Source organism: Methylocapsa aurea (assembly GCF_000746085.1).
In the GTDB taxonomy this organism is placed as follows: Bacteria; Pseudomonadota; Alphaproteobacteria; order Rhizobiales; family Beijerinckiaceae; genus Methylocapsa; species Methylocapsa aurea.
In genome coordinates, this window is the sequence record NZ_JQKO01000008.1 from 168,408 (window position 1) to 182,079 (window position 13,672).

Below are 13,672 nucleotides of genomic sequence, written 5' to 3' on the forward strand. Positions count from 1 at the left end.
ATCCTAGAGTCTTTAATAGGTGAGGTTGCGCCCGGCTCGATTTCAAAAAAATTGATGTTTAGACTATTGAAATTCTGGGCCGATGCTACAGACATCCACAAAATTGGAGGGCTATATGAATAAAATTCTTTTTATAGGGGCTTTGGCGGTCACTAGTTGCGCCCTTGTAACGGGAGTTCAAGCGCAAGCGGTGCGGAGTTCGCCTCCGCAGACGCCGGCCGTTCTTGATTACGCCCATGCAAAGCCCATGTCTCTGCCGAGGTCGAACCGCTCCCCCACTTCGCAGCAGGCGGCGAGTCCTACCGCCATTCAGAAGCTATTTTCGTCGCGTGGCGTCGTTCCAGGATCGGATTCCGGCGATGGCAAGCTAAGCCCAATCCAGCTGGTGCCGTCGGTCGTTTTGCCGACAGCAGGATCAGCGCTTGGGGGAGGCGTAACTTCGCAGGAATATGGCACCTCCAACCACGTTTTCACGACATCGCGGGCCGACGCATTTTTTAACACGACTGCGTCCTTCTATCCCTATAGGGCCGCCGGCAAGCTGTTCTTCAAAGTTGGAGCGGGCACTTCCGTATGTTCGGCGTCCCTGATCAAGCCCGGCGTCATCGTCACCGCGGCGCATTGCGTCGCAAACTTCGGGATCGGCTTTTATTCGAACTGGGAATATGTTCCCGCCTATAGCAACGGTTCAGCGCCCTATGGGACGTGGACCGGCCTTACGGCCTTTGTCTTGGCGAGCTATCTGAATGGAACGGACACTTGCGCCGTTGCAGGCGTCGTTTGCCAGAATGACGTCGCGGTCATCGTGCTGAACAAGAAGAGCGGCGCTCTGCCTGGAACCAGAACCGGGTGGCTCAGCTACGCATACGGCGGCTATAGCTTCAATCCGGCAGGGCAAGCGCTGATAACGCAGCTCGGCTATCCCGTTGCTCTCGACGCCGGCGCTCTGATGCAGCGAACTGATTCGCAAGGCTTCGTATCGGTCGCCGATGCTAACAACACCATCATCGGATCGCTTCAGACCGGAGGCTCCAGCGGAGGGCCGTGGGCGGTCAATCTTGGCTTGCCGCCAGTCCTCAATGGCACTGGGTTTGGAACGGACCCTGTGCATAACGTCGTCGTCGGCGTGACCAGCTGGGGGTATATCAACACCGCAATCAAGGAGCAGGGCGCTTCTCCATTCCTGTTCACAAACATTGGGGTTCTTGTCAACGCCGCATGCGCAGCCTATCCCGGATGGTGCTAAGCTGCTGCGCGCTGGTCGCGCGCCGCACATAGTGGTTTCAAACTCAATCCGCGAACATTGATTTGACTCACCTTGCAACCTGACGCTTGGCCCCAAGCGTCAGGTTTGATTCTGAGAGAGCTTAGAAACCGAGGCCTCTCCCTATCCCCTAATCTCCTCCCGCCATCTTTGCTACCTCAGCCATTTTTCGCCGTCAGCCTCCTTTTCACGAAAGGGTCGGCACAGCCGCGAACCTCGACGGGACTTGCGTTTCAGCTCCGGGTCTTGATCAAGACCCGGAGCTTTTTCTTTGCGTCTAATCCTGATTGGACAACCTGCTTACGGCCGCCGCACAGCTAGAGCATGATGCCGAAAAGTGGAAACCGGTTTTCGGACGACATCATGCTCTACCTCTTTGAGGAGAGGCGGATTCAGACTTTGGACGAGATCGCGTTGCGATTCCGTCCAAAGTCATCCGGCTCTAGCTGATTTAGGAGCCTGGCTATTTTCTTTCTTTGCAGGGGGTCCCGCGCGCCAAAAAAAGAACCCAGCCAAAAATTTGGCTGGGTTCCTTTTTCTCTGTCTGCCTTGCCTCGCAAAAATTGAAGTCGAGAGTCTCGAAATCAATATTTGGCGACGACTGGAGCGGGCTGGTAGGTGTCGAACTTGTAGCTGAAGCCGACCTGGACCCGGTTCTCGACAAGATGACGATTGACGGTGCCGGTAAGGTAGTCTCCGCCGAAGGTCGGATAGGCATTGACCAAGTAGTTGTGGGTGCGACCGAAATCGGTATAGCGATATTCGGCCCGGACCGACCAATTGTTGGTGACGGCATATTCGATGCCGCCGCCGGCGGTCCAGCCGACGCGCGTCTGCGAGAAGCTGTCGTGACCGTAGATGCTGTTGAAATAGAACAAGCCGCCGCCATAGGCGGTGGTCACATCGCTCTTGAACCCACCGAAGGCGACGCCGCCTGTCCCGTAAAGCAGGACGCGGTCGAAGGCGATGCCGACCCGGCCGCGGATCGAACCCTGAACGCCAAGGGTCGTGTGGACGGTGGTGGGAATATAGTCCAGATAGTAGTTGCTGTAGGGCGAGAGATTGACGGTCTTGCTCAGGCTGGAGCCGTCGACGTCGCCTTCGAGACCGACCACCCACTGGTTGAACTGCAGATTGTACCCGACATGCGCGCCGCCGATCACGCCATTGGCGTTGCTGCCGACGCGAAAGCTGTCGTAGATGAAGCCGGGGCCGCCGCCGAGTTGACCAAAGTTAACGCACGTAGCGCAAAATCCATTGGCATACAAAGTGGTGTTGTTGTTGGTCCAGGCGTAACCGATCTGGCCGCCGAGATAGATGCCGGTCCAGGTGAAGATCGGCGCGGGCGGCAGATAGACTGGCGGCGGAGCGCGGGAGGGGAGATCAGCCGCGAGGGCCGATCCGGCGAGAGCGACGGCACCAACCGACGCCATGAGAAGTTTGCGTAACATAGGCTTTCTCCTTTCCGGAAGCTGAAGCATCTTCAAGTTACCCCGTTTGGACCGGCCTGAGGAATGATATTGGGAGAAAGGTGGCAGCGGGAAGCCGCAATTCCGATCGCCGTGACCCTAATACAACACAGGGGGCAGACGATTAGCCGAAACGCATGGCCGGATCCAAATAACTCAGCGAAATTTCTTAACTCTTTTTTCGACTTTACAAGAACCCGGCCCTTGGCCGGGTTCTATTTTGCGGCAAGCCGTCAAAATTGAAATCAAGAGGCTTGAAATCAATATTTGGCGACGACCGGAGCGGGGTGGTAGGTGTCGAACTTGTAGCTGAACCCGACCTGGACCCGGTTTTCGGCAAGGTGATGGCGGACGTTGGAATAAATCGCTTCGCCGAAGAAGGGGGTGTAGGAATTGACGAGGTAGTTGGTGGTGCGGCCGAAATCGGTATAGCGATATTCCGCCCGAATCGACCAGTTGTTGGTCACGGCGTACTCGATGCCGCCGCCGGCGGTCCAGCCGACGCGGGTTGACGAGAAGCTGTCGTGGCCGCCGAAGTAATTCGGGTAGAGGATGTTGCCGCCGTAGGTGGTGTTGAGGCTGGTGTTGAACCCACCGAAGGCGACGCCGCCTGTCCCGTAAAGCAGGACGCGGTCGAAGGCGATGCCGATGCGGCCGCGGATCGAACCCTGAACGCCCAGGCTCGTGTGGACGGATGTGGGGATGAAGTCCGCATAATAGGTGCTGTAGGGCGAGAAGTTGACGGTCTTGCTCAGGCTGGAGCCGTCGACGTCGCCTTCGAGACCCAACACCCACTGGTTGATCTGCAGATTGTACCCGACATGAGCGCCGCCGATCACGCCGCTGGCGTTCTGGTTGTGGTGATAGGCGTCGGCAAAATAGACCGGGCCTAGCTGCGCGATTGGGTCGAGATAGTAAAAGCCGTTGTGGTTGAAGTCGCTGTTGTGGTTCGTCCAACCGTAGCCAATCTGGCCGCCGAGATAGACGCCGGTCCAGGTGAAGATCGGCGCGGGCGGCAGATAGACTGGCGGCGGGGCGCGCGAGGGAAGATCAGCCGCGAGGGCCGATCCGGCGAGAGCGACGGCGCCAACCGACGCCATGAGAAGTTTACGAAGCATAGGCTTTCTCCTTTCCGGAAGCTGAAGCATCTGCAAATTACCCGGTTTGGATCGGCCTACAACTGATATTGGGCGAAAGTTGGCCCTGGAATGGCGCAATTCCGGCCTCTGTGACCTTGATACAACACGAAGGGATTGGAGATTGGCCGAGGCGCCTGCGCGAGCGCCAACAAACCCTGCCAAATGCTTAACCAATCCGCTAGGACAACAAAAAACCCGGCCTTTTGAAGCCGGGTTTTCTTTGTGTTTCGCTGAGCGAGTCGCTCGATCGCTTGATTTCAGTATTTGGCGACGACCGGAGCGGGAGCGAAAGAATCAAACTTGTAGCTGAACCCGATCTGAACCTGATTTTGGGTATAATGATGCTTCACGTTCGCGCCGGGGAACAACAGGCTTGGGGCCGGGAACGAATTGATGAGATAATCCGTGTAGCGCCCAAAATCGGAATAGCGATATTCCGCCTGGATCGACCAATTGTTGGTGATGGCGTATTCGATGCCGCCGCCGACCGTCCAGCCGGCGCGCGTTCTCGAAAGGTTGTCATAGCCGAGGAACGTCGAATAGCTGGTTTCAAGGCCGGTGAAGGCGGCGCCGCCGGTGGCGAATAACAGGACCCGATCGAAGGCGATGCCGGCGCGCAGGCGGATCGATCCTTGAACGTTCGCGCGGGTCGTGAATGTGGAGCCGGTCAAGAAGCCAGCGCCGAAATTCTGGCTGATGCTTGTCCCGTTGACATCGCCTTCGAGGCCAGCGACCCATTGGCCGATCTGCAGATTGTAGCCAAGATGCGCGCCGCCGATCACGCCGCCTGGGTTGAAGTTGATCGGAAAGCTCGTGGCCGGAATGCCGGGGATCACGCCTTGGTCGGGAATGATGATATCGGGCGTGCCGGGGTCAAACAATGTGGCGCTATCGCGGCCCCAGCCGTAACCGACCTGACCACCGATGTAGAGGCCGGTCCAGGTGAAAATCGGCGCGGGCGGCAGATAGGGCGGCGGCGGGGCGCGGGAGGGGAGATCGGCCGCGACAGCGGATCCAGCGAGGGCAACGGCGCCAGCCGATGCCAAGAGAACTTTGCGTAACATGGGCTGTCTCCTTCTTTGAAACCTCAAGCTCCGGCAAATTACGCCGTTTGGGCTTGTCAACAACCCTTGCGGGTGCAAAAGGGGCCCCGGATGCGCGCTATTTGGAAGGCTGTGACCAGAATGCAACGTTACGGATGTTGCGGAGCCCGCGAATCGCCGCCTTGCGCCGCGGTTGAGCAAATTGCCGCGGTTGGGAGGCGCGGCTCTCATGGGGTGAGGATCCGATAAGCCAGAGCTTTGCCCCTCGATCGCTTCCGGCAAAAAAAAAGAACCCGGCCGAAAATGGCCGGGTCTGGGAATCATTGTGGAAGGGTGGAAGCGGCTGTCTCGGGGGCCGCCTTGAAAAAAGGCGCGTCAATTGCCTCCGGGCCCGCCAGGCCTATAAAGGCCCACTGCCTAATATCTTGCCGTCGCCGGCCCGGCAAACGGATCGAACTTGTAGCTGAAGCCGGCCCGGATCGCGTTCTCGGTCTCCTTATGGCGCACAATGGCGCCGGGTGCAGAATTATAGGGATAGTCCTGGACGGAGCCATAATCGGTGTAGCGATATTCGGCCCGGACCGACCAATTGCCGGTGAGGGCATATTCGATTCCGCCGCCGACGGTCCAGCCGGCGCGGGTTTTCGATAGCGTGTCGTAGCCGAGGAAGCTCGCATAAGTGTTCTTGAGGCTGGCGAATGCGCCGCCGGCCGTCGCGTAAATCAGGGCGCGGTCCAAAGCCACGCCGACACGGGCGCGGATCGACCCCTGCACCGGGATTTCCGTTCCGTAGGCGATGAAATTCGAGTTGAAAGTTTTCTTGTAGCCCGAACCCTCGACGTCGCCTTCCAGCCCGACGACGATCTGGTTGAATTGGGCGTTATAGCCAACGTGGGCGCCGCCAATGATCCCCGACGGACCGAAATGGCTGGAGTAAATGGCGAACGGACTGGCGACGGTGTATTCGTCATTGCCCCACGCATAGCCGAGCTGACCGCCGAGGTAGAGGCCGGACCAGGTGAAAAGCGGAACCGGCGGCGTATAGACGGGCGGCGCGTCGCGGTACGGAAGGTCGGCCGCGAGGGCCGGCCCGGCGATAGCGGCGAGAGCGGTCGCCGCCAAAAGCAACCTTCGAATCATTGATTTGTCCCCTTTCAAAGGTTCTCAGTTGTCAGAAGAAACTGTTCCAATCCAGCGAGGCGCGACCTGGAAAGGGAGTAACTTGGACAAATTGTTCTTGTGTCCGAGCCAGTGTAGCAATCCTTCTGCGCTGCAATTCCAAGGTTTGAGCCGCAGCGGGATCGATCGATGCAACATTTAGATTTCATTACGTAAATATGATGGAAACTCCTTACCAAACTGTCTCGAAAGTTGCTTACCGAAATTTCTTGAAATTGAACTTTGTCGATGGATCTGTTAGCAGTTGCGGCGGGATGGCGCCAAGCAAGCGTCACGCGGCCGGAAGCATGGTCTGGTGGGATAGGATTGGGGGTAGGCCGGGCGCCGGCCTCGGGCAAAGCGGAGGTCGGTTGGCGTTAGAAGGCGCCAGTTCGCATTAAGAAAGTGCGCTAAGGCAAAATGTGAAAGCCGCTTTTTGATTTTCACGGAATCTGAAAGCGCTTTGCTGGAAGGGTGGCCGAGTGGTTTAAGGCAGCGGTCTTGAAAACCGCCGTGGGTGCAAGCCCACCGTGGGTTCGAATCCCACCTCTTCCGCCAATGTGCCCCGCTGACTAAGTGAAATCAGAGCGTGTTTTGAGGGGGCTGCGGCGGCCTTGCAACTTTGCGATTGGCCTGCCCTGGCGAGTCGGCGGGGAAAATCTCGGACAATCTGCCGCAGTCGCCGACGGGCTCGCGCCCTGCGCCATCCCATCAATCTTATCCGGCCCGCATCCGCCGCGCGCATCCGGTCGCGGTCTCTGCGGCAGGGGCGGCCGATCCGGCGCCGAAACCGACGTCGCTCCGATCGATGTGGCGTTGGGGCGGGCTGCAGGGGCCGCCGCGCGCCGCAAACCGTGGGGGCCGAGCGCGGATCGTGACGAATAGGGTCATGATCGTTGGCGGGACATTCGGAAGAGGCGAAGCTTTCGCGATTTGCCAGGAAACCTCCGGCTCGCACGTCATTTCTTAAATCGATTGAGAGGGGGGGACGCCAATGTTCAATGAGCGGACCATCCGCCGCGCGCTCATCGTCGTCGCGTTGACGGGGCTCGTCGTCGGGCTCGCCGCCGCTTTCGCGGGACGCGGCGGGCTCGCGCGCTGGATTTGGGCCGCCGGCTCCATTCCCGTGGCCGGGGCGCTGGCCGTCTCGATCGCGCGCGACGTTTGGGCCGGCAGGGTTGGCGTCGACGCGGTCGCGCTCTTGTCGATGGCGGCCGCTTTGGCGCTCGGCGAAACGCTGGCTGGAGCGGTTGTCGCCGTTATGTATGCCGGCGGCGCCGCGCTGGAGGATTTCGCGGTCGGACGCGCCGAGCGGGATCTGAAATCGCTCGTCGATCGCGCGCCCCGCATTGCGCATCGGCGGATCGACGGATCGATCGAAGATGCGCCGGTCGAGCAGGTTTCGATCGGAGACGCCCTTCTGGTCCGGGCCGGCGAGGTGGTTCCCGTTGATGGCCTGATCGCCAGCCCCAGCGCCTCTCTCGACGAATCGGCGGTGACGGGAGAGCCGATCCCGGTCGCGCGGCGAGTTGGGGAGGCGGCGCGCAGCGGCGCGATCAATGCGGGCGAGACATTCGAGATGCGGGCGTTGGCGAGCGCTGGCGAAAGCACCTATGCCGGGATCGTCAAAATGGTGGCGGCGGCGCAGACCGCCAAGGCCCCCTTCATTCGGATGGCGGATCGCTATGCGCTGCTGCTTTTGCCCGTGACGCTTCTAACGGCGGGCGCGGCCTGGGCGCTTTCGCATGACCCTATTCGAGGGCTGGCGGTGCTTGTGGCGGCGACGCCTTGTCCGCTGATCCTGGCGGCGCCGGTGGCGTTCATCGCTGGCGCCGCCCAGGCCGCCCAGCGCGGCATCTTGATCAAAGGCGGCGGCCCGCTCGAGGCGCTCGCCCGCGCCCATACCGTGATGTTCGATAAGACCGGGACGCTCACCGTTGGCGGAGCCCGGCTGGTCGCCGTCGAGACCGCGCCAGGCCAAGACCCCAATGAGGCGCTGCGACTTGCAGCCTCGCTCGAGCAAGCCTCGCAGCATGTCGTGGCGGGCGCCATCGTCGCCGCCGCGCGTGGAAAGGGCTTGGCCCTGGAGATCCCGGAAATGGTGCGCGAGACAATGGGATCCGGACTCGAAGGCGTCGTCGGCGGGCGCAAGGTCCGGATCGGTTCGCATCAGCTTGTCCATGGCGGCGCGCAGCCGGAGGAGTGGGCGGGCCGGGCGCTCCGGCGGGCGTCCTGGCGCTCCGCCCTCAGCGTCTTCGTTTCCGTGGAGGGGCGCATAATCGGCGCCTTGCTGCTCGCGGACGAACTGCGGCGCGAGACGCCGCGGGCTGTCCAGGCGCTGCGGGCCGCCGGCGTGGCGCGGATCGTCATGGTGACGGGCGATCGGGCCGACGCGGCCGAAACGATCGGCGCCGCGCTCGATCTCGATGAAGTGCTCGCCGACCGCGTCCCGTCCGATAAGGTCGAAGCCGTCGCCATCGAGCAGCGGCGCAACCCGACGCTCATGGTCGGCGATGGCATCAATGACGCTCCAGCCCTGGCGGCGGCCGATGTCGGCATCGCCATGGGCGCGCGCGGCGCGAGCGCATCGTCCGAGGCGGCCGATGTGGTGATCCTCGTCGATCGGATCGATCGCGTTTCGGATGCGGTCAAAATCGCGCGCCGCACGCGCGCCATCGCCCTGCAGAGCATTGTCGTGGGGATGGGGCTTTCCGGAATCGCCATGGCCGCCGCCGCGGCGGGTTGGCTCACTCCGGTCGCCGGCGCCCTGATCCAGGAGGGCATAGACGTCGCCGTTATCCTCAATGCGTTGCGGGCGCTGAGCCCGCGCCGGGCCTCGCACCGGCCAGCGATGCCGGCCGCCGCCGCCGGGGTTCTTCGCGCCGATCACGAAAGGCTCGACGCAAGTCTCGACCGTCTGCGCCAGATCGCGGACGCCTTGGATGACGCCGAAGCCGAGGCCGCCGTGGCCTATATTGTCGAGGCCAATCGCATTATCGGAACGCAAATCGTCGAACACGAACGCGACGACGAAAGCTCTGTCTATCCCCGGCTCGCGGGCTTCCTCGCGGACGACCACGGCCTATCCGCCATGAGCCGCGCGCATCGCGAGATCCTTCACCTCGCCAAGCTCCTGACGCGGCTGACGGATGGGCTCCGCCCACACGAAACGGACCGATACCTGATCCGGGATGCGCAGCGCATCGTCGAATCGATCGAATCCCTCGTGCGCATGCATAATGCGCAGGAAGAGGACATCTACCAACATGCGATCGCCGATTGGGACGGCGAGGCGCAATCGGTCGAGGGCGCGCAACCCGGAGCGATCAGCGCTGCCGAGCCGCAAGTCGCCGCGAAAACCAGCCGGGGCTGGCGAACAGCGGTCGCCGCGCTCGCCCTGCTGGTCGCTGGAGGCGGGGCGCTCTATTGGTCTTTGCGCTACGACCACGGCGCTCGCTATATTACGCAGAAGCTCGATCGGGGGCCGGTGGCGCCCACTGTCCTTGCGAGCGGCGCGGTCCAGCCGATTATCGCGGCGGAAGTCACATCCCATGTGTCCGGAGCGATCGAGGTTCTCTCCTGCGACGCCGGCGCAAAGGTAAGAGCGGGCCAGCTTTGCGCCAAGATCGATCCGCGCCCCTATCAGGATTCCGTCGAGCGGGCCAAGGTCGATCTCGCCACCGCCAAGGCGCGGCTGGAAATCGACAAGGCCGCTCTCGTTCGGGCAAAAGCGGCCCTCGACCCTAACGAGGCCAAGGCAAAGCGCCGCACCGCTTCGCGAAAGGCGTTGGAGGCTTCGAGGAAAGCGTATGAGCAGGCCTTGGCGCGGACAAGCCTCGGCGAGGCGTCGATCGCAAGGAGTCAAGCAGCTCTGGAGGCGTCCCAGATCGACCTTGCGCATACTGATATTATCTCGCCCATCGATGGGACGGTGGTGTCTCGCGCCGCCGAAATCGGTCAGATGGTCGAGGCGAACGCGCGGGCCCCCCTCTTTGCGATCGCAGCGAATTTCGCCATTATGCAGGTCGGCGCCAAAGTTGGCGAAACCGACATCGGCAAGATCAAGCTTGGCGACAAGGCCCGATTCGCCATCCAGTCGTTGCCGGACCATTTTTTCGCCGGAGAGGTGACGCAAATCCGTCCCTCGGCGCCGACGGCTGAGTCGGGCGCGGCCTATGATGTCGTCATAGCCGCGCCCAATCCGGATCTCTTGCTTGAACCTGGGATGATGGCGGCAATCACAATTGTGGGCGAGCGGCGCGACAACGTCCTTCGCGCGCCGGATCGGGCGCTGCGCTTCAAGCCCGAGGATGCGGCGCTTCCGAACGGCGCCGTTGGGCAAGCGCCGCCCCCGGAGGGCTGGTCGCGCGTCTGGATCCTGCGCGATGGAAAGGCGATGCCGGTTTCGGTCCAACTTGGCTTAAGCGATGGCGTCTACGCGGAAATCGTCAAGGGAGACGTGCGGCCGGGTGACCAGGCGATCCTGGAAATTGTCGATGAGAGGCCCGCGCCATCAGGCGGGGCTCCGTCGAATAGATAGGACGCCCCGCGCGCCGGCGCGGATCTCAGCGCCTGTTGCAGTTTGACGCTTGATGATTGCCGAACGGCGATGCCGCTGGTCGAAGGGGCGATCGACTTTTTCGGAATACAAGGCGTCGAAGGCCAGCACACTTTGATGAGAAATGCAGATTCTCCAATATATTTTTTGCAATGAGCGTCGATGCATCAAGTAGAATTTATAAATAGTCCTTGTATTTTTGCGGATGCAGGGCTATGTTAGCTAGGTCGATACACGGTTAGATGACTTAGCTTTGCGCCTCAAAATGGCGAAGCCGATAATATCCTTGCCTGAAAAATGCGATTTCGACGGCCAGCGGTTTCGCGGGCAAGCTTAAACTATGTTTGTGAAAGGGGTTTCCATGACTAAGGGAACCGTTAAGTGGTTCAATTTCCAGAAGGGCTTCGGCTTCATAGAGCCGGATGACGGCGGCAGCGATGCTTTCGTCCATATCAGCGCCGTGGAGCGCGCCGGCCTCAGCGACTTGTGCGAAGGTCAGAAGGTGGGCTTTGAGCTCGTCGCTGACCGGAAGAGCGGCAAGATGTCGGCCGATAGCCTCAAGGTTCTGGACTGATTGCGCTCTCGGCGGCTCTGGAGCGCTTCCCGATCAGATGGGTTCATCTGATCGAAAAGGAATCGCTTAGAGTCAATAAGTTAGAGCATGTTCTTATGAGACATCGGATATATCCGATGTCTCAATATCGAAAAAGTCGATCAACTTTTTTAAGAACATGATCCAGAGCATTTTTGAGTGAAGCGGACGCCAGTTCGCGTTAAGAAAATGCGATGAAACAAAGAGCTATAGCGGCTTTCTGATTCCGTGGAATCCGCAAGCGCTTTAGGATCCCAGCGCCGCCGACATCCAGCATCGTCTCAGAGCATCCGACCACGGATGTACTGGCGGTTAGTTCGTGACGATGCTGTCGCATGATGCCCGATGAGGCGCCTGTCGCCTCATAGCCCCGCGCGCCCCATAAAGGTCGCGGGGCATTTTGTTTTTCCGACCAGATCGATAGATCAGGCGCGCGGCCAGACTCACCTATTTAACTGGTCGACATCTCTAACCGCCCCCCGCGCGGCGCTGGTGGTCATGGCGGCATAGGCGCGAAGCGCGGTCGAGATTTTCCGCACTCGCTCCGCCGGCTTCCAAGCTTCTTTGCCTTTCGCCTCCATGTCCGCCCTGCGGCGGGCGAGTTCGCCGTCCGGCACGGCGAGATGAATGCCGCGGTTCGGGATGTCGATTTCGATGAGGTCGCCTTCGCTGACGAGGCCGATGACGCCGCCCTCCGCCGCTTCGGGCGAGACATGGCCGATCGAGAGGCCCGAGGTGCCGCCGGAAAAGCGGCCATCCGTGATCAGGGCGCAGGCTTTGCCAAGGCCCTTCGACTTCAGATAGCTCGTCGGATAAAGCATTTCCTGCATGCCCGGGCCGCCGCGCGGACCCTCATAGCGGATCACCAGGATGTCGCCAGGCTTGATCCTGTCGCCAAGGATGGCGTCCACCGCCGCATCCTGACTTTCGAAGATCCGGGCCGGGCCGGAAAAGGTCAGGATCGAGGCGTCGACCCCGGCCGTTTTCACGATGGAGCCATCTTCGGCGAGATTGCCGTAGAGCACCGCGAGGCCGCCGTCCTTGGAGAAGGCGTGCGCGGCGTCGCGGATCGCGCCGTGTTCGCGGTCGAGATCGATCTCGTCCCAGCGCCGGTTCTGGCTGAATGCCACTTGGGTCGGGACGCCGCCGGGGGCTGCTCTGAAAAACTCCGTGACCGAAGCGCTCGCCGTCCGGCGAATGTCCCACCGCTCCAAGGCGTCCGCGAGCGTCGGCGCGTGGACCGTCGGCAGATCGGCGTGGATCAGGCCCGCGCGCTCCAACTCGCCGAGGATCGCCATGACCCCGCCGGCGCGATGCACGTCCTCAAGATGAACGTCCGCCACGGAAGGCGCCACTTTGCAGAGGACCGGCACCCGACGGGACAGGCGGTCGATGTCGGCCATCGTGAAGTCGACCTCGGCTTCATAGGCGGCGGCGAGGAGATGCAGCACCGTATTGGTCGAGCCGCCCATCGAGATGTCGAGCGTCATGGCGTTTTCGAAAGCTTTGAAGCTCGCGACCGAGCGCGGCAGCACGGAAGCGTCGTTCTGCTCGTAGTAGCGGCGGGCGAGATCGACGATGAGATGCCCGGCTTCGACAAAGAGACGTTTGCGATCTGCGTGCGTGGCGAGCAGCGAGCCATTGCCGGGAAGCGCGAGGCCGAGCGCCTCGGTGAGGCAATTCATCGAATTGGCGGTGAACATGCCCGAGCAGGAGCCGCAGGTCGGGCAGGCCGATCGCTCGATCACCGCTATGTCCGCGTCGGAAATTTTGTCGTCGGCCGCAGCCACCATGGCGTCGACGAGATCGAGCGCCTTGCTCTTGCCGCCGAGCAGCGCCTTGCCGGCCTCCATGGGCCCGCCGGAAACGAAAACGGCGGGAATATTGAGGCGCAGCGCGGCCATCAACATTCCGGGCGTGATCTTGTCGCAGTTGGAAATGCAGACCATCGCGTCGGCGCAATGGGCGTTCACCATGTACTCGACCGAGTCCGCGATGATCTCGCGCGAGGGGAGACTATAGAGCATCCCGTCATGGCCCATCGCGATGCCGTCGTCGACGGCGATGGTGTTGAACTCCTTGGCGACGCCTCCCGCCGCCTCGATCTCGCGGGCGACAAGCTGGCCAAGATCCTTTAGATGCACATGGCCCGGCACGAATTGGGTGAAGGAATTGACGACGGCGATGATCGGCTTGCCGAAATCGGCGTCCGTCATGCCAGTGGCGCGCCAGAGGCCGCGCGCGCCCGCCATGTTGCGGCCATGCGTCGTGGTGCGGGAGCGATATTGGGGCATGTGCTGATCCCAAATGTTAGAAAAACCGGCGGATGGAAAGGTCCATTCGCGAGGCCGCCCGCGGCGCCTGATCGACCTTAAGGATTGTCGCGCATTGAAGCGGCCCGCGCAAAGAGCGCTCCGCGACGGCGAGGCCCACGGTGCGATCAAGCCCT

8 protein-coding genes, 1 tRNA gene and 1 pseudogene are annotated in these 13,672 nt (G+C 61.4%); 5 read left to right on the forward strand and 5 right to left on the reverse strand.

Annotated features, from left to right (window positions below):
- Positions 1-115: 115 nt before the first annotated feature.
- Positions 116-1,246 carry a trypsin-like serine peptidase gene (locus DL86_RS06405; RefSeq protein WP_051952862.1) on the forward strand — a complete coding sequence of 377 codons (1,131 nt, stop codon included), beginning with the start codon at positions 116-118 and terminating at the stop codon, positions 1,244-1,246.
- Between the two features lie 602 nt (positions 1,247-1,848).
- Here the strand turns inward: DL86_RS06405 and DL86_RS06410 are convergent.
- The 4 genes from DL86_RS06410 to DL86_RS06425 all read right to left on the reverse strand — a co-directional run bounded on the left by DL86_RS06410 (position 1,849) and on the right by DL86_RS06425 (position 6,055).
- Positions 1,849-2,715 (reverse strand): outer membrane protein, encoded by an 867-nt coding sequence (locus tag DL86_RS06410; protein WP_036259440.1) that lies wholly within the window; start codon positions 2,713-2,715, stop codon positions 1,849-1,851.
- A gap of 278 nt (positions 2,716-2,993) precedes the next feature.
- A complete protein-coding gene (locus DL86_RS06415; protein WP_036259441.1) occupies positions 2,994-3,851 on the reverse strand; it encodes an outer membrane protein in 858 nt (285 codons plus the stop codon).
- 278 nt (positions 3,852-4,129) lie between these two features.
- Positions 4,130-4,936: an outer membrane protein gene (locus DL86_RS06420; RefSeq protein WP_036259442.1), complete on the reverse strand. Its 807-nt coding sequence runs from the start codon at positions 4,934-4,936 to the stop codon at positions 4,130-4,132.
- A gap of 396 nt (positions 4,937-5,332) precedes the next feature.
- Positions 5,333-6,055: an outer membrane protein gene (locus DL86_RS06425; RefSeq protein WP_036259443.1), complete on the reverse strand. Its 723-nt coding sequence runs from the start codon at positions 6,053-6,055 to the stop codon at positions 5,333-5,335.
- 486 nt (positions 6,056-6,541) lie between these two features.
- Here DL86_RS06425 and DL86_RS06430 point away from each other — a divergent pair.
- From DL86_RS06430 to DL86_RS06450, 4 genes and pseudogenes are all read left to right on the forward strand, one after another.
- Positions 6,542-6,631: transfer RNA gene (locus DL86_RS06430), tRNA-Ser, on the forward strand.
- Between the two features lie 436 nt (positions 6,632-7,067).
- Positions 7,068-9,350: pseudogene (locus tag DL86_RS20430) on the forward strand (heavy metal translocating P-type ATPase); the annotation flags it as partial.
- Positions 9,351-9,473: 123 nt separating this feature from the next.
- On the forward strand, positions 9,474-10,613 hold the full coding sequence (locus DL86_RS20435; protein ID WP_342585855.1) for an efflux RND transporter periplasmic adaptor subunit: 1,140 nt from the start codon (positions 9,474-9,476) through the stop codon (positions 10,611-10,613).
- Positions 10,614-10,992: 379 nt separating this feature from the next.
- Complete coding sequence (locus tag DL86_RS06450) at positions 10,993-11,205, forward strand: cold-shock protein (RefSeq protein ID WP_036259620.1); 213 nt, start codon at positions 10,993-10,995, stop codon at positions 11,203-11,205.
- 461 nt (positions 11,206-11,666) lie between these two features.
- On the opposite strand, the gene ilvD is transcribed toward DL86_RS06450, so the two are convergent.
- Positions 11,667-13,517 carry a dihydroxy-acid dehydratase gene (gene ilvD / locus DL86_RS06455; protein ID WP_036259446.1) on the reverse strand — a complete coding sequence of 617 codons (1,851 nt, stop codon included), beginning with the start codon at positions 13,515-13,517 and terminating at the stop codon, positions 11,667-11,669.
- Positions 13,518-13,672: the final 155 nt, after the last annotated feature.